General features: G+C 61.3%; 20 protein-coding genes. 10 read left to right on the top strand and 10 right to left on the bottom strand.

The features are described from left to right. Window position 1 precedes the first annotated feature (1 nt). The 3 genes from NKH33_RS19640 to NKH33_RS19630 all read right to left on the bottom strand — a co-directional run bounded on the left by NKH33_RS19640 (window position 2) and on the right by NKH33_RS19630 (window position 4793). Window positions 2-1009 (bottom strand): ABC transporter permease, encoded by a 1008-nt coding sequence (locus tag NKH33_RS19640; RefSeq protein ID WP_352452370.1) that lies wholly within the window; start codon window positions 1007-1009, stop codon window positions 2-4. Between the two features lie 112 nt (window positions 1010-1121). Beyond that, window positions 1122-3206 (bottom strand): ABC transporter substrate-binding protein, encoded by a 2085-nt coding sequence (locus NKH33_RS19635; RefSeq protein ID WP_352541688.1) that lies wholly within the window; start codon window positions 3204-3206, stop codon window positions 1122-1124. Between the two features lie 120 nt (window positions 3207-3326). Further along, window positions 3327-4793, bottom strand: coding sequence for an alpha-glucosidase/alpha-galactosidase (locus NKH33_RS19630; RefSeq protein WP_352921088.1), 1467 nt, complete (start codon window positions 4791-4793; stop codon window positions 3327-3329). Between the two features lie 198 nt (window positions 4794-4991). On the opposite strand from NKH33_RS19630, the gene NKH33_RS19625 reads away from it, so the two are divergent. From NKH33_RS19625 to NKH33_RS19600, 6 genes are all read left to right on the top strand, one after another. Next, entirely contained in the window at window positions 4992-5867 is an 876-nt protein-coding gene (locus tag NKH33_RS19625) for an AraC family ligand binding domain-containing protein (protein WP_502896436.1), read from the top strand. 375 nt (window positions 5868-6242) lie between these two features. Beyond that, on the top strand, window positions 6243-6377 hold the full coding sequence (locus NKH33_RS19620; protein ID WP_352501351.1) for a hypothetical protein: 135 nt from the start codon (window positions 6243-6245) through the stop codon (window positions 6375-6377). Then, the gene (locus NKH33_RS19615; RefSeq protein WP_352472517.1) at window positions 6374-6811 is read left to right on the top strand and encodes a CBS domain-containing protein; all 438 of its coding nucleotides are present in this window, start codon (window positions 6374-6376) and stop codon (window positions 6809-6811) included. Before NKH33_RS19620 ends, NKH33_RS19615 begins: the two co-directional genes overlap by 4 nt. Window positions 6812-6924: 113 nt before the next feature. Then, a complete protein-coding gene (locus NKH33_RS19610) occupies window positions 6925-7851 on the top strand; it encodes an NADP-dependent oxidoreductase (RefSeq protein WP_352449638.1) in 927 nt (308 codons plus the stop codon). A 359-nt stretch (window positions 7852-8210) separates the two neighbouring features. Continuing rightward, window positions 8211-9902, top strand: a complete 1692-nt coding sequence (locus NKH33_RS19605; protein ID WP_352921086.1) for an FAD-dependent oxidoreductase — start codon at window positions 8211-8213, stop codon at window positions 9900-9902. Continuing rightward, complete coding sequence (locus NKH33_RS19600) at window positions 9899-10210, top strand: UBP-type zinc finger domain-containing protein (protein WP_352821385.1); 312 nt, start codon at window positions 9899-9901, stop codon at window positions 10208-10210. The genes NKH33_RS19605 and NKH33_RS19600 overlap by 4 nt, the downstream gene beginning before the upstream one ends. 145 nt (window positions 10211-10355) lie before the next feature. Here NKH33_RS19600 and NKH33_RS19595 read toward each other — a convergent pair whose 3' ends face one another. The 3 genes from NKH33_RS19595 to NKH33_RS19585 all read right to left on the bottom strand — a co-directional run bounded on the left by NKH33_RS19595 (window position 10356) and on the right by NKH33_RS19585 (window position 14685). After that, complete coding sequence (locus tag NKH33_RS19595) at window positions 10356-11525, bottom strand: GNAT family N-acetyltransferase (RefSeq protein ID WP_352472515.1); 1170 nt, start codon at window positions 11523-11525, stop codon at window positions 10356-10358. Continuing rightward, window positions 11522-12517: a sterol desaturase family protein gene (locus tag NKH33_RS19590; RefSeq protein WP_352821389.1), complete on the bottom strand. Its 996-nt coding sequence runs from the start codon at window positions 12515-12517 to the stop codon at window positions 11522-11524. The genes NKH33_RS19595 and NKH33_RS19590 overlap by 4 nt, the downstream gene beginning before the upstream one ends. A gap of 239 nt (window positions 12518-12756) precedes the next feature. Continuing rightward, window positions 12757-14685 carry a heparinase II/III family protein gene (locus NKH33_RS19585; protein ID WP_352921083.1) on the bottom strand — a complete coding sequence of 643 codons (1929 nt, stop codon included), beginning with the start codon at window positions 14683-14685 and terminating at the stop codon, window positions 12757-12759. Between the two features lie 116 nt (window positions 14686-14801). Here NKH33_RS19585 and NKH33_RS19580 point away from each other — a divergent pair, with 116 nt between their 5' ends. Both NKH33_RS19580 and asnB read left to right on the top strand, forming a co-directional pair. Next, window positions 14802-16043, top strand: a complete 1242-nt coding sequence (locus tag NKH33_RS19580) for a glycoside hydrolase family 5 protein (RefSeq protein ID WP_352683201.1) — start codon at window positions 14802-14804, stop codon at window positions 16041-16043. 167 nt (window positions 16044-16210) lie between these two features. Then, complete coding sequence (gene asnB / locus NKH33_RS19575) at window positions 16211-18136, top strand: asparagine synthase (glutamine-hydrolyzing) (protein ID WP_352683199.1); 1926 nt, start codon at window positions 16211-16213, stop codon at window positions 18134-18136. Here asnB and NKH33_RS19570 read toward each other — a convergent pair. Continuing rightward, window positions 18110-19228, bottom strand: coding sequence for a glycosyltransferase family 4 protein (locus tag NKH33_RS19570; RefSeq protein WP_352541695.1), 1119 nt, complete (start codon window positions 19226-19228; stop codon window positions 18110-18112). The genes asnB and NKH33_RS19570 overlap by 27 nt on opposite strands. A 169-nt stretch (window positions 19229-19397) precedes the next feature. Here NKH33_RS19570 and NKH33_RS19565 point away from each other — a divergent pair, with 169 nt between their 5' ends. Together NKH33_RS19565 and NKH33_RS19560 are read left to right on the top strand one after the other, a co-directional pair. Next, window positions 19398-20837 carry a lipopolysaccharide biosynthesis protein gene (locus tag NKH33_RS19565; RefSeq protein WP_352541696.1) on the top strand — a complete coding sequence of 480 codons (1440 nt, stop codon included), beginning with the start codon at window positions 19398-19400 and terminating at the stop codon, window positions 20835-20837. A 267-nt stretch (window positions 20838-21104) separates the two neighbouring features. Continuing rightward, entirely contained in the window at window positions 21105-21953 is an 849-nt protein-coding gene (locus NKH33_RS19560; protein ID WP_352541697.1) for an isocitrate lyase/PEP mutase family protein, read from the top strand. A 31-nt stretch (window positions 21954-21984) separates the two neighbouring features. Here NKH33_RS19560 and NKH33_RS19555 read toward each other — a convergent pair whose 3' ends face one another. The 3 genes from NKH33_RS19555 to wecB are packed head-to-tail and all read right to left on the bottom strand — an operon-like array spanning window position 21985 to window position 25263. Next, window positions 21985-22788, bottom strand: a complete 804-nt coding sequence (locus NKH33_RS19555) for a WecB/TagA/CpsF family glycosyltransferase (protein WP_031211886.1) — start codon at window positions 22786-22788, stop codon at window positions 21985-21987. Next, a complete protein-coding gene (gene wecC / locus NKH33_RS19550) occupies window positions 22785-24116 on the bottom strand; it encodes a UDP-N-acetyl-D-mannosamine dehydrogenase (protein ID WP_352921080.1) in 1332 nt (443 codons plus the stop codon). Before wecC ends, NKH33_RS19555 begins: the two co-directional genes overlap by 4 nt. Further along, window positions 24109-25263, bottom strand: a complete 1155-nt coding sequence (wecB, locus tag NKH33_RS19545) for a non-hydrolyzing UDP-N-acetylglucosamine 2-epimerase (RefSeq protein WP_352472506.1) — start codon at window positions 25261-25263, stop codon at window positions 24109-24111. The genes wecC and wecB overlap by 8 nt, the downstream gene beginning before the upstream one ends. Between the last annotated feature and the right edge of the window lie 138 nt (window positions 25264-25401).

Here is a 25401-nt window from a genome sequence, read left to right as displayed (position 1 = left end):
CTCAGGACCCTGCATATTGGCGCACACGCGGATCGAGCATGACGAGCAGCATGTCGGCGATGATGTTGCCGACGATCAGCGTCGCCGACAGCACCATCATGAATGTCGCCGTGACATAGACGTCGCCGACCGCCATCGAGCCAACGATCGCCGGGCCGACGGTCGGCAGGGCAAAGATGATCGCGGTCTCGATCTCGCCGGTCAGCATATAGGGCAGCACCACGCCCTGATACATGACCAGCGGATGCAGCGCATTGGGCACCGCATGGCGCATCACGACCGCACCGCCGCTAAGGCCCTTGGCGCGAGCGGTTTCGACATATTGCGCGTTCAGCGTGTCGAGCAGATTGCCGCGCATCACCCGCATGTTGTAGGCGAGCCCGCCGAAGGTGGCGATGGCGACAACCGGCCAGACATGCCGGACGAGATCGACGAACTTCGCCCAGGACCACGGCGCCCCGCCAAATTGCGGCGAAAAGAAGCTGCCGATCTCGGAAACGTTGAACTGGAAGACCAGCAGATAGACGATGATCAGCGCCATCAGGAAGCGCGGCACCGTCATGCCGAGGAAGGAAATCGCTGACAGCGTACTGTCGATCCAGCTGTACTGCCTGGTCGCCGCCCATATGCCGAAGGTGATACCGAGGACCGAGGCCAGCAGATGGCACACCAGCGCCAGCAGCAGCGTGCGCGGCAGCCGCTCGCCCACCACATCGGCCACCGGCTTGTTGTAATAGAGGCTGTAGCCGAAATCGCCGCGGGTGATGATGCCGCCGATCCAGTTGAAATACTGGACGGGCAGCGGCTTATCGAGACCGTGTTCTATCCGATAGGCCTTGGCCTGCGCGTCGGCCTCGGCGAATGAGGCCCCGCCCTGATTGATCAACTGCGAGCGGATGTAGTCGGCATAGTCGCCCGGCGGCGCCTGGATGATGGCGAAGGTGACCAGGCTCAGAATGGCGAGGACCGGGATCGCCGACGCTATGCGCGTGAGCAGGAATCGCAACATCGGTCGGTCCGCTTCCTTGTCTGGCCGGTCGCTCTCTTTGAGCGTACGGAGGTTTGCTTTGTCCGGCCGCGCCAAGTTGCTGGCCCGGAGTTCTCAGTCAGGGGAGGTAAACCTAGTTCATCGGGCCCTTGTCTCCGGGCTTGCCGGGAAGCTCTTCGGGGAACAGCTCGTACTTGGCCTGCTTGTCGGCAGCGACAAAGACCCGCTCGCGGACGATCGAATCCTCGGCCCAGTTGAACATGAAGATCGGCGTGCCCTGCGGGATGTTGGAGAAGCGTTTGTTGATGATCAGCGCGCCGGGATATTCCGTCAGGCCGACATTGTAGACGTGCTCGGTCGAGATCTTCTGGAACTTTCTCATCAGGCTGGCGCGCTCGTCATTGTCCGCGGACGAGACAAACTTGTTGACGATGTCGACGAGGTCCTTCTCGAAAGGCATCATATCGACCTCGCCGTTTTCCGGCGCACGATGGTCCCAGCTGGTTCGTGGACCGACCGGGGCCAGCTGATCGGTATTCTGGACGACGGAAGTCAGCTCCTGATCGTTGCGCCGTACCAGCCAGTCGAAGCGGCCGGAGTATTGCGAGGCATCGCGCTGGGTGCCGTTGAGTCCGTTCAGCACGATCCGCAGCCCTAGCTTTTCCATCTGGGCGACGACACCTTCGGCAAGGCTCTTGTCGGTGGTGTAGTCGTTGTTGACGAGCATCACGATCTCGACATTCTTGCCGCCGGCGGTACCTGCAGGAAAATTGACGAAGCCGTCGCCATCCGTGTCCTTCAGGCCTGCCTTGGCGAGTTCCGCCTTAGCGCCTTCGAGATCGAAGGGGTAGTAGACCGTCGACTTCCGGTCGTAGAAGCTCGTGCCCGAGGATAAGCCGCCCGGATAGATGGCAGTGAACGGACCCTTGACCAGCGAGTCGCCGAGCGCCTTGCGGTTGAGCGCCATGGTGACGCCTTTGCGGAAGTCCTCGTTGCGGTTCAGCTCGCGTATCGCCTGTCCGCGCTCGTCGGGGTTGCCCCAGCCATTGGCTGAGAAATTCATGCGCAGATTATAGCCGATCAGCCGCGCGCCGAACGCAAGCCGTGCCGGTGCGTCTTTTTGCGCCGCGCGCTTCAGCGAGGCGACGAAGTTCTCTGGCTGCTCCAGATTGGAGAAGTCGCCCGCCCCCGATACCGCCTGAACGTCGCGGTCGGCCCAGGTCGACAATTTGTAGTGCAGTTCATTGAGATACGGCAGCTGGTTGCCCTTCTCGTCGACCTTCCAATAGTACGGATTGCGACGCATGACGATGATGTCGTCGGGGCGGTATGCCACCGGCACCCAGGCACCCATCACCGGCATGTTCATATATTCCGGCGGGAACGCGTTCTTGAACTGCTCGTAGGTGTTCTTCGAATATTTCGGATGCTGCGGCTTGAGGATATGCGACGGTCCCGGACAAAAGGTGCCGTAAGCCATGGCGTAAAGGTATTGTTTCGGAAAGGCGTCCTTGAACGTCCACTCGACGGTGTAGTCGTCGATTTTCTTCAACGTCGTGCCGACGCCGAAGGTCTCCTGCGTCGCGCCGTTCAGCGGCGACACATTGGGGTCGATCACCTCGTCGTCCCAGTAGAACATCACATCGTCGGCGTTGAACGGAACGCCGTCCGACCATTTGGCGCCTTCGACCAGATGCATCGTCAGCGTGTGGCCGTCCTTCGACCAGTCCCAGCTCTTGGCGAGGTTCGGCAGCGGCTCCGTGTCCTTGGCCTCGACCTGGAACAGCGGCGCGGTGCGCGTCAGGCATTCGGAAAGGCCGATGTCGATACCGCCCCAGCCTTGCGTCTGGCCGGCGCCGTAGTTCCAGCCCTCCGGCCGGCCGCCGATGACATGACGCATCGTATCACCGTAGACACCGACGCCGTCCGGCATATTGCCGGTCTTGAAGACCAGCGGCTCCTTCGGCAGCCGGTCCTTGACCGGCGGCAGCTTGCCTGCCTTGACGTATTTGTCGGTGACCCAATCGGGTTCGTGGTATTCCGGAAGTGCCTTGAACTCCAGGATGGAGTCGCGCGCGACGTATTTGATCTTTCCCTCGGCGGGAAATTGCGCAGGCACCGGCGGCACGGTCGGCTCGGATGCATACGCGTTCAGCGCCGAGGCCGAGACGCTAAGCGCCAGCCCGGCGAGAATGCCAATGTTTCGAAAATTCCTCATCGTCTCTCCTCCCTGTTGTTCAGGAGCGCGTTGACGCCGCTCCATTTCTCCTCGAACGAATGTACAGACGGGTGCGGAAAAATCCTCCCGAAAGCTCGGCGCGATCCGTCCTGGCGAAATTCAGACGGCCTGCTTGAGAGCCGTTTTTTCCGCACGCAATTCCTCGATCGAACGGACGTCGCGCCTTGCCGCACCGGCCCATTCGCGGGTCTTGACCCTGGATTTCGAAAGCCGCTCCCTCGCGGCCGGCACCGCATCGGCATATTGAGGCAGCCAGCGGGCCTGGGCGACGACCATTTCGTCCACCATCTGCCAAACCTCTTCCGGCGTCGAAACCGCGCCGACCAGCGGATCGTGCAGGACCGCGAGCTTCAGCAGGTCGATATCGCCGGAGATCGCCGCATGAACCGACATGCGCTGGACGTTGATCGAGGAAATGCAAGTGGCGGCGCAGGCCTCCGGCAGCGCGATGCCGGCGGCCATGTTGATGCCGAAGCGGTCGACGAAGCCGGGCGACTCGATGATCGCATCCTGCGGCAGGTTGGTGATGATGCCGTTGTTCTTGACGTTGAAATGGCCGCGATAAACGCGGTTCGTCTCCAGCGCCTCGAGAATGTGGCTGGCGTGCTCGTTGGAGCGCTTGGCGGGGTCGATCGGCCTCGCGGCGGACTCCAGAAATTGCGGGAATTCTGTTTCGAACCAGTTGCGCGTTTCGGTCGAATAGCGAAGGTAGCCGCCGGTCTCGCCGTGGATCCAGTCTGACATGTCGATCCAGCGGGTGATTTCGTCCGGCCGCTTGCGATACCAGGGCAGGTATTCGGAAAGATGGCCGTTGCTTTCGGTCGAATAGACGCCGAAGCGCTTCAGGACATCGATGCGCAGCTTTTCCTGCTGCGAATAGACCGGATGCGCCTCGAAGGCGGCAACCAGCTCGTCCTTACCGATCTTGCGGCCGTTGAGACGCAGGTCGATGAACCAGGTCTGGTGATTGATGCCGGAGCAGACGTAGTCGAGATCGGTGCGCGACTTGGCGCCGAGCACTTCGGCGATCTGGTCGGCGCCATGCTGGACGCCGTGGCAGAGGCCGACGGTATCGACCCTGCCATATTCGATCGCCGCCCAGGTGTTCATGGCCATCGGATTGGCGTAGTTCAGGAATTTCGCCCCAGGCTCGGCGACTTCGAGGATATCCTTGCAGAAATCGAGGATTACCGGAATGTTGCGCTGGCCATAGAGGATGCCGCCGGCGCAGATCGTGTCGCCGACGCACTGGTCGATGCCATACTTCAAGGGAATGCGGATGTCGTCCGCATAGGCTTCGAGACCGCCGACGCGAACGCAGCTGATGATGTAGCGTGCGCCCTCGAGGGCAGCACGGCGGTCTGTCGTTGCCGTAACCTTGGTCGGCAGCCTGTTGAATTCGACGACCCTGTCGAGGATCGACTTGATCATCTGGAGGTTGCGCTCGCTGAGATCGGTCAATGCGAATTCGACATCCCTGAATTCAGGAACGCACAAAATGTCGGTGAAGAGCTTCTTGGTGAACCCGACGCTTCCCGCACCGATGATAGCGATCTTGAAACTCATCAGCCTCACCTCGACCTGATCGAACGCTAGGGCAAAGGCGGCGAAAAGAGGCTGGCCCGCCTGCGACGCTATGCAGGCTGGAATCCAGCACTTCCTCCCATCCGCTCTTTGACCGCGGTTTCTTTTGCTTTTCTCGAGGGATTATGCGCCTTATTCGGCACGCGACCAGAGAAGGATTATGCTTTTAGGGGTAATTTTGTGCTGCGGAACTTGATCGACATCGGGCCGGCGGGCAGGACGGTATCGCTGCCGCGCGGGCGCCAGCGCCTACACACCATGCCGACAAGCACCGGCTATGAAGTGCGCGAGAACGAGGTCTACGACTGGGATGGGCGCAAGCGCGGCCTGACGCCGTTTACCGTGCTCCAGCATACGATCAGCGGCACCGGCCGATTGCGCTACGAGAACCGGAACTACCGCCTGCAAAAGGGCGACACTTTGCTGGTTCTCGTGCCGCACAACCACCGTTACTGGCTGGCCAAGGGCGAACGCTGGGAGTTCTTCTGGATATCGATGAACGGCGAGGAGGCACTGCGCATCCACAGGTCGATCCTTGCCGCCGTCGGTCCGGTGCTGCGGCTGCAGCCCTCGACGATCGATCATCTGGCTGATTGCAGTGTGCGCCTGATCACGGGCGCGGTCTCGCCGGGAGCCGCCTCGGCCGTCGCCTATGAAGCAGCCATGGCGCTCTACGACGATGTCTTCGGCTCGCATGCCGTCACCGACGACAAGAGCGCCATGCAGCCGGTCATCGATCACATCAGGGCCAATCTCGACAGGCCGCTCCGCGTTGCCGATCTCGCTGAGATCAGCGGCCTGAGCCGCGCGCATTTCTCGCGCTGCTTCGCCGAGAGCGAGGGACTTCCGCCCGCCGAATTCGTGCTGCAGCAGCGACTGCAGCTCGCGGCGAAGTTGCTGACGAAGGCCGATTTCCTGCCGGTCAAGGAAGTCGCCATCATGTGCGGCTTCGAGGATGCCAATTATTTTTCGAAGGTCTTCCGCCGCCTCTACGGCATCAACCCGACGCAGTTCCGCACCAACGGGATGTATGCCAGCCTGGGAACCGCCCGATAGCCCGATAGATTGGCACCGCGCTTGGCATCGGATGCGGGAACGCTTTTGCTTCCCCTCGGTTTAGGACAAGAGAGCCTGCTCGCCGCTGCGGCACCCCCGCTCTGGCGGAGATCAGGCCACAGATGTCAGGGAGTGATCGATGAACAACCCCGATCCGAACAACCCGAATCCACTGCCGGACAATCCCAATCCGGAGCCGGCCCGGCCGCCTGCCCCGCCGGAGACTCCGCCGGGAGAACCTCCAGGCGTACCCCCGCCCTCGCCGGATCCAATTCCGACGCCGGACCAGGAGCCGATCGGAGTTCCTCCCGGCACGCCTTCCGAAATTCCTTCGGAACCGACCTTTCCCGGGCCGACCGCCTGAAGGGCAGTCGGGTGGAGGATGGCAAGGGTGATTTCGGCGAAGCGCTCGAAACGGGTCTTGCCATGGAACGTTTTGCGCTGGCGCTCATTCACCCTTTCATCCTGGAAACCGGCGGCGGGCCCTGCAACCAAGGGAGGTTAAAATGAAAGTTGGCAACTGCATGACAAAGGACGTCGAGATCGCCAGTCCGCAGCAAACCCTGCGCGATGCGGCTGAAATGATGGGTCGCCTCGACGCCGGCGCAATGCCGGTGGGCGAGAACGATCGGCTTGTCGGCATGGTAACCGATCGCGACATCGCAATCCGCGGCGTCGCCCAAGGCAAGACACCTGACGCCAAGGTACGGGAAGTGATGAGCACCGAGGTCAGGTATTGCTTCGAAGACGAAGACGCAGAGGATGTTCTGCGTAACATGGCTGACCTGAAAGTGCGCCGCTTGCCGGTGCTGAACCGCGACAAGCGCCTGGTCGGCATCGTTTCGCTGGGCGACCTCGCCACCAACAGCGAGACCGCGACAGCAGGTGAAGCGCTGAGCGGCATCTCGCAACCCGGCGGCGAGCATTCGCAAACGATACACTGACGGCGCACCACCGGCCGGCCTTTGCTACGACCGAACCGCCGGCTGGATAGACGCCGGCCTGCCGGCGAAACTGTTCAGAGCGAACTGGACTGCAACCCGACGAGGAGCAAGCCATGATTACGATGAAGGCCGTCCGTATCCACGATTTTGGTGGACCGGAGGTTCTTTCGCTGGACGCGGTTCCGTTGCCTCAGCCGCATGACGACGAGGTCACGCTCAAGGTCTACGCGGCAAGCGTCAATCCCGTCGACTACAAGGTTCGCGAGGGCTCTTCGGGCGCGGATCTGCCCGTCACGCTCGGCCGCGACGTATCCGGCGTGGTGGAACTGTGCGGCACGCGGGCCCATACGCTGAAGAAGGGCGATCCGCTATATGCCATGCTCGGCAACGACCGCGGCGGCAACGCCGAATATGTCGTCGTGAAGGCAACGGAGGCGGCGGCGAAGCCGCAACGCTTAAGCCACGCCGAAGCCGCCGCCGTGCCACTTGCGGGCCTTACCGCGTGGCAAGGCCTTTTCGATCACGGCGGCCTCAAATCCGGGCAGCGGGTCCTTATCCATGGCGGCGCCGGCGGCGTCGGTCATCTGGCGGTGCAGTTCGCAAAGGCCGCGGGCGCGTTTGTCGCGACGACTGTGTCCGCGCAGGATTTCGATTTCGTCCGCGCGCTTGGCGCCGACCAGGCGGTCGATTACAAGAACCAGCGCTTCGAGGAGCTTGTCGAGGACGTCGACCTCGTCTTCGACCTGGTAGCGGGTGAAACACAGGACCGCTCGTGGGACGTGCTCAAGCCCGGCGGGACGCTCGTCTCAACGCTTTCCGAACCGTCGGCGGAGAAGGCCCGCCTGCATCGGGCTCGCGGCGTTTCCTATTTGACCAAGCCGAACGCGGCGCAGCTTGCCGAGATCAGCCGCCTCATCGACGCCGGGAAGGTCAGGCCATTCGTGCAGGCAATCTATCCTCTTGAGGAAGTCGCCAGGGCCGAGGAACAGCTCGAGAAGCAGCACACGCGCGGCAAGATTGTGCTTCAGGTAGCTGCCTGAGCACTCGCCGAACAACAGGCCGCGGGCCAGTTTGCGGAGTGCTCGGACACAGGCCGTTTTCTGCTGTCCAGAAGCCCGGCGGCCGAGAGTTTGACACAGGACGGCCCGCCGGGCCTGGCCGGCTTAGGCAGGTGCCGGCTAAAGCAGCATGCGCCGGGTTTGCCGGGATGCGCAAATCAAACAAATCAAGGAGATGCAACGGATCGTGAGGCACGTCGCGACGACACCGTCGCACGGCTGCGATCAGTTAACTGCGAAGCGAAGGACATAGCGTTTACCGACAGGCGGGCCAGGTTCCTACCGGCCGCAAGCCGCAAAAACCGCTTCAAACTGTCGGAAACCGGCGATAGGTTCGAACCATGTCTCAACCCGCCAATCCGATCTCCATTGCCCGTCGCGATCAGATGTTTCCAGTGCTGGCTGAGGCGGACCTGGACCGCATGGGCCGTTTCGGCGAAGCCGTGTCCTATGCTGCAGGCGAACAGATCGTCAAAGCCGGCGAGCTGGCGCCCGGTCTGATCGTGGTCCTGTCCGGCAAGGTGGATATCATCCAGGGCGGCAGCTTCGGCCGGCGCGAAACAATCGTCACGCACGGTGCTGGCAATTTCGTCGGCGAGTTGGCGCAGCTTTCAGCCCGACCCTCACTGGTGGATGTGGAGGCGGTCGAGCCGGTCGAGGCGCTCGTCATCCCCTCGCAAAGACTGAGGGACCTGATGGTGCAGGAAGCAAACCTCGGCGAGCGCGTCATGCGGGCGCTGATCCTGCGCCGTGTCGGCCTGCTCGAGAGCGGCACAGCCGGCCCGATCATTGTCGGACCGGTCGACAGCGGCGACGTTTTGAGGCTGCAAGGTTTTCTGGCTCGCAGCGGTCAGCCGCATCGCATTCTCGATTCGGCTGCCGATCCCTGCGCCAGGACCCTGATCGAACGCTTCCATGTCGACATCCACCATTTGCCGATCGTGCTCTGTCCGAACGGCAAGCTGCTGCTCAATCCCGGAGAGAACGAGCTTGCCCGCTGCATCGGCCTGGTGAGGCCGATCGACGCCGGCAGGCTGTACGACGTGGCCATTGTCGGCGCCGGACCGGCCGGCCTCGCGGCGGCCGTCTATGCGGCTTCCGAAGGGTTGTCGACGATCGTGCTCGATTGCCGTGCCTTCGGCGGACAGGCGGGTGCCTCCTCGCGCATCGAGAACTACCTCGGTTTTCCGACCGGCATTTCGGGAATGGCGCTGATGGCGCGCGCTTACAACCAGGCGCAGAAATTCGGCGTCGAGATGGTGATACCGGACGAGGCGAAGTGGCTGGGCAGCGCAAGTGACACGTCCAGTGCCCACTATACGCTCGCCGTCGGCGGCGGGGAGACCGTGCGGGCACGGTCGGTGGTGATCGCCAGCGGAGCGCGCTATCGCCGCCTCGACATGGCAAACCTGGCGCAATTCGAGGGAACCTCCGTGCATTACTGGGCTTCGCCGATCGAAGCGCAGCTTTGTGCCGGGCAAGAGGTAGCCCTGGTCGGCGCCGGCAATTCGGCTGGTCAGGCTGCCGTCTACCTGGCGGCGCATGTGAAGAAGGTATGGCTGCTGGCGCGCGGCAGCAGCCTCGATGCGAGCATGTCGCGCTATCTGGTGGAGCGCGTCAGGGCACAGCCGAACATCGAAGTGCTGGCTGAGACGCAGATTGCGGCACTGGAAGGCGACGACGGCAATCTTGGCAAAGTGCGCTGGCGCAACCGCGACACCGAGACAGCACGTCCGATCCGCCACCTCTTCCTGTTCATCGGCGCCGATCCGAACACCGACTGGTTGGCGCAATGCGGCGTGGCGTTGGACGCGAAGGGCTTCGTTCGCACCGGGCCTGACATTGGCCAGGAACGTGGTGCGCTGGAGACGAACCGCGGCGGGGTGTTCGCCATCGGCGATGTCCGCTCCGGCTCGATCAAGCGCGTCGCCGCTGCCGTCGGCGAAGGCGCCCAGGTGGTTGCAGCGCTGCATGCATATCTCGCGCGAAACGGCAGTCTTGCCGTGGCGCCACAACTGGTCAGGAGCGTATGATGGCAGACGAATGCAGGCACGCCGGGCACATTCGCGACGTGACACCGAGCGCGCTCGGCTGCGAGGAATGCCTGAAGAGCGGTTCGCAGTGGGTGCATCTGCGGCTCTGCCGCACATGCGGCCATGTCGGCTGCTGCGACGACTCGCCCAACCGTCATGCCACCAAGCATTTTCGGGCAACCGGCCATCCTGTCATCGAAGGCTACGATCCACCGGAAGGTTGGGGATGGTGCTACATCGACGAAATCTTCCTCGACCTCGGCGACCGCACCACGCCGCAAAACGGTCCGATACCGCGCTTCATTTGAGCTTTTTGCGAGCGGGCCGTTTCCGTGAAACGATGAACCGTTCTAAAGCATGTCGCGCAAAAGTGTGCAGCGGTTTTGCGATAACGACATGTATAAAACAAGAATCTAAAGCGCGTTGCATGAGGCCGATCGAACGCGACGCGCTTTAGTCCAAGGCTGCTTCGGCTTGAGCGGGCGCATCGCGTCCCTCTGGTGGTGCCGATGACCGCTCGCGCATATGCCTGACCGTCTGGAGGACACGATCGGCAAGAAATGCCAGCGCGCCCTGTGCCGTGCGCGTCCCGATGACGGATTCCAGCGTAACCGCCTGCGTTGAGAATTTGTGTTTGAACGACTCTGCGCCACAGAGGAAATCGACCATGCTCAAACCGTGATCTATCGACCACTGCACGTAATCCATCAACAGGATCACACCCGGCGACGCCCGGCCGAAATCCGGATCGAACGTCGTCACGAAGGCCATCATCACGTCGTGCTGGACGAAATTGATCGACACCGCGACCATCACGCCATTGCATTCGAGGACGAAGATATGCAGCACGCCGGCGCGCGCCAACGCACCGACGAGCGCGGCGAGTACCGGGACGCCCTCTTCGAACAGGTCTGACTCACGCATGCGCTCGGTCAGCCATTTCCGCTTCAAGGCCGCGAGGCGCTCCAGTACCGGTTGCAGCGGCTCGTCGGGGGCAAGCAGGCGAAATCTCACCTCTCCGGTTTCTTCCAGCGCTTTGATGCCGCGCCGATAGTTCTGGCGCGTCTTTTTCGACTGGCCCGCGAACCATGCCGCTCCGCTTTCCCATTGTCCGGCAACGCGATAGCTGACTTCCGTTCGGTGAAACGGACGAAGCCTGATGCCGCCGGAAGCTCCCGGCGTGAAAATTTTGCGGGCCGCCGCATCCGGCGAGAGACGACTGATCAAGGCAAGGTCGAAGCCGCCGGCATCGCAGAGTTGGGTCCATAGCTCCTGCAGCGCCGATAACGAGCATTCCGGAGCAACGAGAATATCCCCATAGTCGGTATAGCTGCCGGCCGCCCATTCGAGAAACCGCAGCCCCCTGCGCCTGCCGATCGCCAGCGGAACGACAGCAACGAGTCTCTCGCCCTTCCAGACCAGGCCGATCCGCAACGCGCGCTGGTCACGGCGTTGTACGGTACTCCACCATGCCGAAATCCAGGCATGGCTTTGAAAGATCAGCCCGTCGGTACGATGCCAAAGCTCCATCCAAGCGGCTTCGATCGCAGCCAGGCGATCCGCCGAACGGACGATTTCCAGGCGCTCCGCGCTTAGGACGTCGATGGAAACAGCGGTGTTCATGAAGGAGAACTGTCCTGTGGCTGCGCGACCACATTGGGCCGTCTGTGAAACAGTCGCATGACATGCCTTGCCATCTTCTTGAGCGGCAGGATGTAGAGCCCAAAGAGCGACTGGTAATCGCGCACATCGCGATCGACCAGGCCAAATTTCAGGTCTTCATCGGGCTCCGGGACAAATTGCGTTCCGAACAGACGATCCCAGAACGAAAAAAGCAGGCCGAAATTCTTGTCATAATGACGAGGGTCGATGCTGTGATGCACCTGGTGCCAGTGCGGACACAGGATGATGTTGTTCAACGGGCCGAACGATATCTTGAGATGCGTATGGCGAACAAAGTCCATCATCAGGATGTTGCGGATGACGTAGACGTTGATGCCGAAGATAGCGACCTCTACCGGATCGAGTGCGATCAGGCTCCAGATCCCGAAGCAGATGCCCGGGATGACGCCATCCCACATACGGTTCATCAGATCGTCCAGCGGATGAACCCGGTCCTTGGTGATCCCCACCATCACCTCGGCCGAATGATGTACCTTGTGCAATTCCCACAGGAACGGGAAACGGTGCTGGGCGACGTGGTAGAGGTAGTATGAAATATCATAGGCGACCAGCATGGTTGCGGTGAAGATGACGATCGTCACCGGTCCCGCCGGGGCGCCGAGAAGCGGCGCGTGGATGTTAAGGAGCCAGCCAATTGCCTCGCGTGTGCCATAGCCCACCGCGACGACGAAGGTGACGCCGGCAGGAATAAGCAGGAAAGGCATCATCGCCCGTTTCGTGATCCAGAACATGGCGTCGGCTCGCGCCGACGGGTGCAGGATGACTTCCTGTGGGAAGGCGAAGTCGAAAAAGTCCCTGAGGGACTTATGTTCGGCAGTTCGCCAGTAGGCGATCACCGCGCTGCCCAGTGCGGTGAGGAGAAGCAGGCCGAGCGTGGTCAGATTGACGTTCGAAAGCTTTTCCACAATCGCTCTGGCAAATTCGGAAAACATTGATGCAGCGGCTCCTGGTCGTAAGAAGGCAGTCTGGGGGTCGTAAGAAGGCGATCTGGCGAATAGCAAAGCACAAAATTCCCGCCAAACTCGCTACGCCGCCTGCAACCAGTGGCTGTTGCGGGGCGCAGCGGGCAAAGCAGGCTGGATGGTGCGAGACTAGCAGATCAACGGTAACGAAACCGCTAAATGTCCAAACGTAATTAATGTCGAATACGGCTGGAACTCACGCGGCAACTCTACGTTGGCACCGGTTTTTGCTGTCGCGGCGGGTGAATTGGGGCAAGATGGATATCGATCCCGGCTTCGCCCACTTCACCGTGCCAGGCGAGGCGTTCGGCTTGCTGCCTGCTGCCAAAACGCAGTGAAACCCAACCGCCTTGGCCCGGCATGTCACCGCCGGCGCCGATATCGAGCACAGTATCAGGAAAGCGGATGGCCAACAGTACCTCGTCGCCGCGCAATACCGCGACCGTATCTTCGTGCCGGTCGGCATGGAGGCCGGGGGCCAGTTGGAAGACGATCTCGGACTGGCGCCTGCCGCCGAGCAGTTGGTCGGTGATGAGGATGCCATCGGCCTGGCGCGCCAAAGTGCGCTGATGCACGACGCCGAAGCGGCTTCTATAGCCGTCATGCCGGGCGCTCAGCCTCCAGTGCGGTTCCGGTTCGCTCTCCACCAGCGCTGCGACTGCCTTGTGCGACCAGTTGAAATTTCCAGCGATGGTGCTTTGACTCTTGCCCTCGATGTTCAGCGTGTTGTGCGCCGGTGTGGAGCGGAACCAGTCGCGCCATGCGCCTCCCGAACCGTAGAGCCAAGTGCCGGGATCGACCAGCACCGGCTCATCGTCGATGCACAGGGTGAGCGACAGCGCGTCGGCATGGCCGTGCGCCGCTATCGAGAGATAGCCGAGCGGTCCATGGTCGAACGTCAGTTCGACATTGCGGCCATTCATTGCTCCGCGCCAGACGGAGAGCCCGCCTTGCGTGAATGTCTGCAAGCCATGCACCGCGGGCGCCGGGCCTGACGGCGCACCAAAGAAAAGCGAACGAAAATCGTCAGGCTCCGGCGCGTTGCCCGGCGTCCCCAGTAAGCCGTGGATGGCGGCCGCGACGGATCGGATATAGTTCGGCTCGTCGCCCAGCTTCAGCACATGGCCCTCATCGTCGTCGCCGAAGCGGGCGGCTTTCTGTGGCAGCCAGCCGACGAAATTGGCGAAGGCGCCCAGACGCGCTTCGACGGCCGAGGGAAACGGCGTTCCCGCCTGGCGCGCCGCGGCGGCGCACAGCAAGATGAGTTCGGCGCTGAAGGCTGCATAGGTAGGCGTTTGCTCGGCACCGGCGCCGTCGGCAAGAATCTGCTTGTGCGTCTCATTTAAGAGGGCGCTGCGGGCAATTTCGGATTCGGCCCCGAGCGCCAGGCCAACCAGATATTCGCCAGCCAACTCTGCGACGAGATGGTTGTTGGCGGAGGAATATCGCGACGGAAACCGCGGCAGCCAATAGGCGCTTGCCGCGAGTATCTCACCGGCTTTCCGCAGCGTCGCCGGGTCAAGCCGGTCACCGATAAGGTCCAGGGTGACGATGAGGCTGATGGCTCGCAGCGCTACTTCGATGCCGGAAGCCCAGCCAATGCCTCGGTACGGCGGATTGGCGGAATGCCAACTGCCGATTGCCGCCTCAATGGCACTCCTGGATCGATTGTCCTCGCTGAGGAGCAGGTGTGCAGCCAGTACTGGCAATTGCTGCAGCCGGTTGATCTCCCAGACATATTTTATATCGCCAAGGTCGCCGCCATCGCGAAAATCGATATCGAAAGTATGAGCCTCGGCGCCAGGCCAAAGCCTGCCGGTTACCGGATCAAGACGCCAAAGCTCAGCAGGAAACAAACGATCGGGCTCACGCTTTGGCCATGTCCGCCCGAGTGCCGAAAACCGGCCATGAAGCATCTCTTGCGCGGCCGCCGCTATGGCCTGCCGTTGAGCGTCGGTCGCTGCCAGCGCAGCATGGCGAAATCCGGGCAGCACTGGGTGCAACTGCGGCGATGGATAGCGTTCCCACCCATCATCGCGGCGGCGCGACGCGATCCTTCGACGTTGCTCGCCCAGCCGGTGCAACACCTCGGCCGGTCCCATGCTGCGCAATCGGTTGATGTACCAGCCGATTCTCATGCACGCCCCGTCAACGTTTCGGTCCTTGTATACCATGCCGTCGAAAAGCTGCGGGCCGGCAATCTTCTTTCCCGTTCGTTGCGGTTAATATCTCCCGCGAGCATGCGGAGGGAGCGATGCGAAAAGCGGTGTATTTTGTTGCCTGGGTGCTCGCCTTGCTTGTGGCGGCCGAGGCAGAGCCCATCCCTCTCAAGCGCGGCGTTGGCGTGCATCAGTGGCTCAACTGGTCGCCGGTGGCGAAAGACGGAACCTACGTTTGGCCGCCCTATCGCAGCGAAAAGGAGTGGCTTGCGGAAAGCAGGCCGCTCACCGACTGGCCGGCCGGGGAGGTGTTTGCCCACATCCGATCGATGGGCTTCGACTTCGTCCGGCTGAGCGTCGATCCCGGCCCGCTGCTTGCCAGCGGGGACGCCAAGCGGCAGCAGGCGCTGGACATACTTGCCGCCGCCGTCGAGCGGATCACGTCGACCGGCCTCAAGGTGGTTTTCGACCTGCATGGCGTCACTCAGGTTCCCGACTACAGCATGGAGATGATCTATGGCGGCGCCGACAGCGAGGGCGTTGCCCGCTATCGTCACATGGTTGTGGCGGTCGCCGCCATGCTGGTCAAGATAGGCACCGACAAAGTCGCCCTCGAACCTTACAACGAGCCCGCATACTACCCTTGCGATGCGAGCGGCAGCGATCACTGGCAGCGGATCATGGCAGGGACCGTCCACGACATTCGAGCGGTCAACAGCGAACTTACCATCGTTGCAACCGGCGCCTGCGGCGGCAGCATTGCCGGATTGGTCAACCTCAGCCCCGGCTTTGATGACCCAAACCTCTATTACAGCTTCCATATGTATGAGCCGCACAGCTTCACCCACCAGCGGCCCGATGACACGATCAGCTTTGCTTCGGGACTTCCCTGGCCGGCCGACAGCAGTACACCCGAAGTGGTGACCGAAACCCTTAGAGCGCGGATGGACGCTGCCGGCTTGAGCAGGGTCGAGCAGGTCATGAACATGGCCACCGCGCGCCAAGCAATCGCGAACTATTTCGAGCAGAACTGGGGCCAGAGCCAACTGGAGGCGAGCTTTCGCCAGGCTGTCGACTGGGCTGAAGGCCATGGCATTCCCAGCCGGCGGCTCTTCATGGGCGAATTCGGCGCTATCCTCATGTCCGCGGACGGCCGCATGGGCGCCTTTGAGGCCGACCGTTCGCGCTATCTCAAGGCAGTGCGCCAAGAGGCCGAACGCTTCGCGATCCCATGGTCTGCCTGGGAGTTCTCCAATCCCTATGGGATGAGCCTCATCCCGCCCGATGGTCCCCCAGTTCCCGACCCGGAGATGCTGCAGGCATTGGGCCTGCCATAGGTGCCATCACTCGCCCTCACCAGCGAACAACCGGTGGCAACCCCTGACGGCCAGACTCGATCGAGGAACGGCCCGTGGCAGCTTTCTCCCGGTTGGGTTGTATTGGCACGAAGTGTTTAACACATTTGTTGTACTGAGTGGGGAATGCGCGCGCCTAGGGGGGAACAATGTGTGGAATTGCCGGATGGATCGGGCGAAGGGCTAAAAATCCACAAGAGCGGGCCGCCAAAATGTCAAACGCATTGCGGCATCGCGGTCCCGATGCCGAAGGCACCGAGATATTGGACCTGAATACCGGCGAGCAACAATTGGCATTGGTTCATCGCCGTCTGGCGATCATTGACCTAGCGCCCGAGTCGAATCAGCCGATGCAGATTGAGGACGGTCGTCTCAAAATAATTTTCAACGGCGAGATATATAACTACATCGAGCTGCGCCAGGAACTGATCGGCCTTGGCCATCATTTTCGAACGCGCTCCGATACCGAGGTGCTGCTCCGAGCCTACGATCAGTGGCGCTTGTCAATGTTCGACCGGCTGAGCGGCATGTTCGCCTTTGCACTCTGGGATGCTCAGAGGCAGGAATTGATCCTCGCCCGGGATCCCTTCGGGGAAAAGCCGCTTTACCTCATGCAAAGCGAAAAATTGCTGCTATTTGCCTCGGAGATCAACGCATTGTTGTCATCGCAGCAAGATGCTCAGGAACTCGATCTGGATGCCGTGCACGAGTATCTGAACTGGCGTTATGTGCCGGGACCGCGCACGCTCTTCAAACAGATCCGCAAACTCAATCCCGGAAGCTATGCTGTCTGGTCGCAAGGGGTAGTCAAGGAAACGCGCTACTATACGCCTCCGGACCAGGCGGCCGTTACCGAGCGGATCGACGGAAAAACCGCCAAGCGGCGATTTCTGGAATTGCTCGACCATTCCGTCGAGATCAGGATGCGCAGCGATGCACCTTTTGGGGCCTTTCTCTCCGGAGGGCTCGACTCCTCGGCTATCGTCGCGCTGATGGCCAGGCACAGCGCCACGCCCATTCGCACGTTTTCCGTCGGGTTCGACAACGCAGCCTATAGCGAATTTGCATTCGCCCGACGCGTTGCCGATCATTTCAAGACCGATCATTGCGAACTTGTAATCCAGCCAGGCGATCTGATGGATCATCTGCCGACGATGGTTCGCCAACGCGGGGCACCTGTTTCGCAAAGCAGCGATATTCCAATTTACCTGATGTCGGAGCGAGCCTCGCAAGACGTCAAGATGGTGCTCACCGGAGAAGGAGCCGACGAGATTCTCGGCGGCTATCCCAAGCATCGCGCGGAATCACTGGCCGGGATCTACCAGTCGCTTGTTCCAGCCTCGCTGCACGATAACGTCCTTTCCCCTTTGGCACGCGCCATGCCGGGCGCGTCGGCCAAGGTCGATACATTTGCCCGCACCGCGGGCGAAAGGGACTTTGCCGCCCGGATGGTCTCCTGGTTTGGAGCCGTTTCGGCGCAGCAGAGCGCCTGCCTGATCGGCGCGTCCGCAAATCGCCGTTATGAGCGCAACGACTTTCCGTTCTCGTCAAGCGCTGCGGCTTCCCATCTTCGCCGCGTGCTGTTTTTCGATCAGACATCGTGGCTGCCTGACAATCTCCTGGAACGAGGCGACCACATGATGATGGCCGGTTCAATCGAAGGAAGAATGCCGTTCCTCGATCGAGACCTGGTTTCATTCGTTAGCAAATTGCCCGATCGCTACAGGCTGGGTTGGTTGCACAGCAAGCAGATCCTGCGCGACAGCATGGCCAATATCCTCCCGGAGGAAATTCTCAGCCGCCGCAAGGTCGGGTTCAAGGTACCGGTCGCCGAATGGTTTCGCGGATCGATGAGGAACTACGTGCATGACCATCTTTGCTCGCCTCACTCCGTCATTCGCAGCTATCTGAGTCCGAAACAGCTAGATCAAATCGTCTCGGAACACACAACGCGTGCTGCAGACCACGAAAAGCTGATATGGGCGCTGTTGAATTTGGAGATATTCCACCGCGAATTCAGGCTCGACGCGCCGCCGCGATCGTCGGCCTCAGCGCTTGACCGGTTGACGGCTTGACGCGGCCGACCGCCAGACATCGCAGATTGCGCCAACAAACGGGGCGAGCTCAAGCCGTTCCCGATGCACGGCCATGGCACCGGCACCAAGCCTTGCCCGCAGTGCCGGGTTCTCCACGAGGCGGCTCAGCGCCTCGGTCAACGCTGTAACATCGCCTGGCGGCACCAGCAGCCCGGATTGCCCGTCGGTGATTATGTCTTCGACGGCGCCAACCGGGGTCGCCACCACCGCCAAACCGGCTGCCATGCCTTCGATCACCGACATCGGCAGATTTTCGGCGAAGGATGGAAGAACCAGAATATCGGCCGAAGAAATCAGCGATGCGACATCGTCCGGTCCCACCCAACCCGGAAAGGCGATCCGGTCTGCAATCCCCAGCGCGGCCGATTTTGCCCGTGCCGCCTCGACTTCGCCATCGCCGGCAATCGTGGCACGCCAATTCTTGACAGGGCTCATGCGGTGCAGTGCCTCGAGCAATTGCGGTACGCCCTTGCGGTCGCCGATGCGGCCCAGGAACAGGATATGCACATGGTCGCCGCCGCCGACATGCGCCAGCGACGGGACTTCGGTCGCATTGGGCACGATCACGATATTGCCGGCTGCGCCCGGCGCCCGGCTGGCGACGAAATCGCGCCAAAGCCTGCCCAAAACGATCACCCGATCGGCATGCTCGAACAGAGCTTTGATACGGCGGCTAATGAAACCGCGGTCGGCTTTCCAGAATGTCTGATACTGCGCCCCGTGCAAATGCAGGACATAGGGTATCGACAGCAGCCGTGCGCAGGCGGCGATCACCATCTTGCGGTAGGTGCTGCCGGAAACTGAGATGTTGATATGAATGACATCGGCGCGTCCAGCCAGACGCGCTTTAAGCATCCGTAAGCAAAAACCGAGCATATAGAAGATCGAAAGTCCGACATGCCCCGGGCCACGACTGGCAAGGAAGCACACATCGATGTCGGCGATTTCTTGCCGTTCGAACTCCTGCTTCAGCGCGCCCATGATGCGGTCGATGCCGCCCTGCCCCGAAACGCCCGAGGGCGTCGCGACCAGGACATGTATTTTTCGATCGGATATGAGGCGCTGCAACATGATGGTACTCTAAATAACACAGACCGGGTAACTGCAAAGCAAACGTTCCCGATAAGTTTTACGGCAAATCTTTTAGTTCAAACTGAATCTGTTCACCCTTCGGCGTCATCGGGCTGGATTTTCCGCCAGTCGGCGGCTAGTCGAAGGTGAGTTTTCCAGGGACACGCCCTTGCTGCTCCGTTCCACGCTCATTTATGCTCCGGCGATCCTGCTGACGCGAATTTCGGCGCTGCTCCTGCTGGTCGTCGTGACGCGTTTGATCGACCAGACCGAGTATGGCCTGCTCACCCTGGTGGTGACCGTCGGCGAAATGACCGACATTGCCGTCACCAACTGGCTGCGCATCGCCTTGCTCAGGCTTGGCGGCAAGGGCGAAGTCAGCCGCGGCAGCCTGATGCTGGCCGGGCAGGTGTTGCTTGCCACCACGGCACTGGCGCTGGTCATATCGGTAGGCGCGTCGGCGGTGATCGTGCCTGAACGCTGGATCGAGTTCGCGATCGCAGTCTGCGGCTATCTGGTCGCCGGGTCCATCAGCCGCTTCGCGTTGACGGTGCTGCAGATGCAGCAGCGCCATTCGGTCTATTCGATGCTAGAAGCCCTGCGTGCCCTGCTGCAACTCGCGTTACCGATCGGCGCTATCCTTGTCTTTCAGGATAGCTTTCTGACGGTGTCGCTCGGCTCGAGCCTCGGCGCCTTGATTGCCGGCATCGTGGCGGGCATCATGGCATCGCGACGGCTCGTTGCCGGTCCGCCGCGTTTCACCCACAGGGACTTCTTTGCGCTCGGTGTGCCGCTGATCATCATGGCGCTGGTTGGCTTCGGGCTCAACAGCGCGGAGCGTCTGTTCCTCAAGTTCTATTACGATGCCAGCGCCGTGGCGATCTTCGCCGCAGCCTATGCGCTGGCCCGCCAGCCGATCGATATGGTCGCCAACGCCATCAACATGGGCGCCTTTCCCGAGGTGGTTAGCCGGTTCGACGAGGATGGGCCCGCGGCATCGGGTCGGTTGCTGTCGCAGTTAATGGCCTTGATGATGCGGCTTTGCCTGCCGATTGCAGCGATGCTGGTCGCGCTCAGCAGCGATATCACCGAGCTCATGCTGCCCTCGCAATATCACGGCCGCTTCGGCCTGCTGTTTCCGATCATTGCCTTCAGCGTGCTGTGCGCCAACCTCACCAGCTTCGTCTATGGCGTCGTGGTGCACGCGCACAAGCGGCCGTGGCTGCTGATCATCGCCAATCTCTTCGGCTCGGTGGCAACAATCGCATTGTCCCTGCTGTTGATCCCCCCGATGGCGGAGATCGGCGCCGCTTTGGCGCTGGCGGGCGGCTCGGTGGTGGGCTCCATAACCTGCATCATCATCAGCGAGCGGCTCACACCGGTGCCGGTGCCGTGGCGCGACATCGGTGTTTCGGTAATCATCTCGCTCAGCACGGGGGTGGCCGCCAAGCTTGCCAGCATGGTGGCCGGCGACCTGCCGGCGATCTTCTCGCTTGTCGCCGGCGGCACCACCGGCGCCGCGGTTTTCTTCGGGCTGACCTCGTTGTTCCACCCCGTGGCAGCGACGCAATTCGTCGCCCAGCTGCGAGCGCGGCTACGGATCGCGTAATTTCCAAGCGATCTGTAAGCAGGTATTTCTGAGGCTTACAACACATGGTGTACCTTGCCGGGGACGGGCTCGTTGCATATCCGACATTCGGTCTCCGGGTGTTCGGGTCATGAGAGCGAGGCGCCATAATGGTCCGCACGTCGCGCTCGGCGGAAAAATGCCAACGAATCCGCGGGATCGCAGTCGGGCGAGAAACGGATGATTGAAAAGCTGCAATCATCGGCATTTAGTCGAACCCGGCTTCTTGTCCAAGTCTGAGGGGGCAATGTGATTTCCCGATCCAAGAAGGTTAAACAATTTCGCGCTCTTCATAAATCCGGCTGCTTCGTGATCCCAAACCCTTGGGACGTAGCCGGCGCGCGGATGATGGCTGGTCTGGGTTTTAGGGCGCTGGCGACCACCTCTTCGGGCTACGCCTTTTCGAAGGGGAAGAAGGACGGAGCAAAGGAAGTCGGCCGCGCCGAAAGCTTGGCATATGCCGCCGAGATCGCAGCCTCGACGACCGTGCCGGTCACTGCCGATTTGGAAGATTGTTATGAAGACACACCAGAAGGCGTGGCTGAAACCGTCCGGCTTGCCGCCGAAGCGGGATTGGCTGGACTTTCGATCGAAGATCGACAACCAAATCCCGGCCAGCCAATACGCGATTTTGATACCGCGATGGCACGTGTAGCGGCGGCGGTTGCGGCTGCTCGAAAATACGACATCGTACTCACCGCCCGCGCCGATGGGATGGGTAAAGGCGTATATGGTCTCGACGAGGCAATTCGCCGCCTGAAGGCCTTCGAAGCTCTTGGCGCTGAGGTGCTGTATGCGCCGGGCGTCCCGGACCTGGCGTCTCTCGAGCAGATTTGCAGCTCTGTCAGTGCACCAGTGAATCATGTCCTTGGCCAAGGTGTTTCCGGTCTCACATTCGAGCAGATTGCCGAGGCCGGTGTACGGCGGATAAGCGTGGGCGGCTCACTTGCGCGCGCCGCTGGCGGAGCACTAATGAAAATATGCCAGGAGATCGCAACCGGGAAATATACGGCGTTGGAAAGCGCTCTGGCCTGGAACAGTCTTCGCGATCCTAAGCCTGTGGTCGAAAGGGGGCGACGCCTGCGTTCCGGACATTAGGCGCCGCGCCGCTGGAGCCCCGTAGGCGAAACTATAAACCGGCGTTTCGGCGCCAGCGACGCTCCCAGAACTCCCGGCACAGCAGTCCCGCATAGGCAGTGTTGGTATCGTAGTAGCGGCGCCACAAGCGTCGCGGCTCCTGGACGACGCGGAACAGCCACTCCAGGCCGGCCGCTTGTATCAGCTTCGGCGCGCGGGCAACCTTGCCCCCATAGACGTCGAAACTGCCGCCCACGCCCATCACGAAACTTGAGGCGAGTTCATCGCGGTAGCGTTTGAGAAAGCGTTCCTTGCGCGGTGTCGGCATGGCCACCAGCAGGCAGTCGGCGCCCGAGGCGTTGATCGCCGCGACGATCCCGGCCTCGTCCTCCGGCTTGAAATAGCCGTTGCGCATTCCCGCTATGACGAGGCTCGGATGGTCCTTGGCAAGTCTCACTACAACCGCGTCGAGAACGTGCTGTTCGGCCCCCAGCAGATACGGCCTGAATCCACGCTTCGCGCAGAGGCTCAGCAGATTGATCATGATGTCGACGCCCGCCACCCGCTCGGGCAGCGCGACGCCGCACAGACGTGCACCCCAAAGCACGCCGATGCCATCGACATTGACCACGTCCGCCCCGGCCACGTCCTCGCGCAGCTCGGCATTCTGGCGCATGGTCACCAGTTTGGCGACGTTCACGACCACATGATGCAGCGGCCGCCCCAGGGTCATCGCCTCGTCGGCGATGGCCAGTGTCTCGGCCATGGTCAGCGCATGGATCGGTGCGCCAAGGAACTCCCGGCGCCGTGATGCCAACAGGGAATGCTGCGCCCATGCCGGGGCGTGCGCGTTCATGCGGCCTGCTCCCTTGCAGGTGTCACTTGTGCGACCTCTGGTTTCTTGCCTTCGATGCGGGCGTCGGGCTTGCGTGCCTTGCGCCATGTCCACAGACCCCTCGTATCGACGAGCTTCTTATCCTTGAGCGCTTCGGGGTCGACCAGATTGAACTGCCGATGGTCGACCAGGAGGACGACGATATCGGACTTGTCGATGGCCGAAAGTGCGTCGGTGAACACGATGCCCCTGCCCTCGAGCTCATGCGGCAGCGCATTTGTGTTGGGTTCAGCCGCAATGATCTTCACATTGGGGATATCGGACAGAAGTTTCACCACCTCGACGGCCGGGCTCTCGCGCAAATCGTCGATGTTGGCTTTAAAGCTGAGGCCAAGACAGGCGATCGTCTGTTTGCGGGAGGGGTCAAGCAAGGCCTCGATATCCCTGACCACCGACATGGGCCGTTCGGAATTGATCCGGCGTGCCGAAGCCATCAGCCGCGTGCTGTTGGGTGCGGCGTCGATGATAAAATATGGATCGACCGCAATGCAGTGACCGCCAACGCCCGGGCTCGGCTGGAGGATGTTCACGCGAGGGTGTCGATTGGCGAGATCGATCACTTCCCATACATTGAGCGACAGATCCTGACACACGGCGGCAAGCTCGTTGGCAAAGGCGATGTTGACGTCGCGGAACGCGTTCTCCGTCAGTTTCACCAGCTCAGCACTTTCGGCCGTTGTCATGAACAGGTCGCCGGTGACGAAGGTCGAATAGAGTGCCGCGGTCCGCTCCGACGATTTGCGGGACAATCCGCCGATCGAGCGATCGTTGTTGATCAGCTCGGTCAGCACCTTTCCCGGCAGCACACGCTCGGGGGAATAGGCGACCAGCACATCGGCGTCTTCGCCATGCTGGACAGGAAATTTGAGATCAGGCCGCAACTCGGCAAGCAGCCCGGTCATGATACGCGTGGTTCCAACCGGCGATGTCGATTCCAATACCACAAGGTCTCCGCGCTTCAGCACGGGGGCGATGCTTCGTGCCGCCGCGAGCACGTAGGTCACGTCCGGCTTATGATCGTGGGTCATCGGGGTCGGCACGGCGATGATATAGGCGTCCGCCGGCTGCGGCGTGCTGTAGGCCATGAGCTTGCCGTTCGCCACGACCTTCTGGATCAGACCGTCAAGGTCCGGCTCGACGATGTGGATTTCGCCACGATTGACCTTCTCGACCACCGCTCCGTTGACATCGACGCCAATGACGTTGAGCCCGCGGCTGGCAAAAATGGCGCAGGTCGGCAGGCCGATATATCCCATGCCGACTACGGAAACGGTTTTGATTTCAGCCATGATGCAGCAGTTCCTCAACAATCCGGTTACTGGCCCGGCCATCGCCATATGGGTTGTGTCGTTCCGCCATGCCGCGATAGGCAGCCTGATCGTCGAGCAGGCGATTGGCGTTGAACAGGATTTTCTCGACATCGGTGCCGACAAGGCGGGCGGTGCCGGCCACGATCCCCTCGGGTCGCTCGGTATTTTCGCGCATCACCAGCACCGGCTTGCCGAGCGAAGGCGCTTCTTCCTGCACGCCGCCGCTATCGGTAAGCACCAGATAGCTCTGCTTCTGCAGGTACAGGAACGGCAGATAGTCCTGCGGCTCGACCAGATGGATGTTCGGCACGCCTTCCAGCTCTGCGTTGACCACCGAGCGCACATTGGGGTTTGGATGGACAGGGTAGACGATCTGCACGTCTCCGCGCGCCGCCAATCCCTTCAACGCCGTACAGATGCGCTGGATGCCGCCGTCAAAATTCTCGCGGCGATGTCCGGTGACGAGGATCATCTTCTTGGAAGGGTCGAGGAAGGGGAAGCTGGCAGCGAGCTTCGCCTTCATCAGCCTGTCGGCATCGATCGCGCTTGAAAAATGCAACAGCGTGTCGATCACCGTGTTGCCGGTCACGAAGATGGTGCTTTCGGCCTTTCCTTCGGCGATGAGATTGTCGCGCGCTTGAACGGTCGGCGCAAAATGCCAGGTGGCGATGTCGCCGGCAATCTTGCGGTTCAGTTCTTCAGGAAACGGCGAGTTGATGTTGTGGCTGCGCAATCCTGCTTCGACATGAGCGACGGGGATACGCTTGTAGAAGGCAGCAAGAGCCGCGGCCATTGCCGTGGTGGTGTCGCCCTGTACCATGACGATATCGGGCTTCGCCTTGTCCAACACCTCGGCCATGCCCAGGAGCACGCGCGAGGTCACATCGAACAGCGACTGGCCGGGTTGCATGATGTTGAGATCGTGGTGCACAGGCAAGCCGGTCAGCTCGACAACCTGGTCGACCATTTCACGATGCTGGGCGGTTATGCATATTTCGGTGATGAAGCCTGGATGAGCGAGGGCGGCACGCGCCACTGGAAAGCATTTGAGTGCCTCCGGCCTAGTGCCGAACACGATCAGCAGTTTCTGCCTGGATGGCAGTTTTGGACGTGAAAGGACGTTCATCGCTGATCCTGGTCGCCTGCAGCCTTCGGGACATGCCGACTATTGCCCGCAAGAGTCATAATAGCGCCGGAAAGCGCCTTCGTGATCTCAATTCTCAATATATGATTAACAACCAAGGCCGCGTTCTCCCGGTTTAAC

It is taken from the genome of Mesorhizobium sp. M1182, assembly GCF_040318335.1.
Taxonomy (GTDB): Bacteria; Pseudomonadota; Alphaproteobacteria; order Rhizobiales; family Rhizobiaceae; genus Mesorhizobium.
The sequence above is the reverse complement of the archived record's forward strand: the minus strand, read 5'-3'. Positions and strand labels throughout refer to the sequence as shown.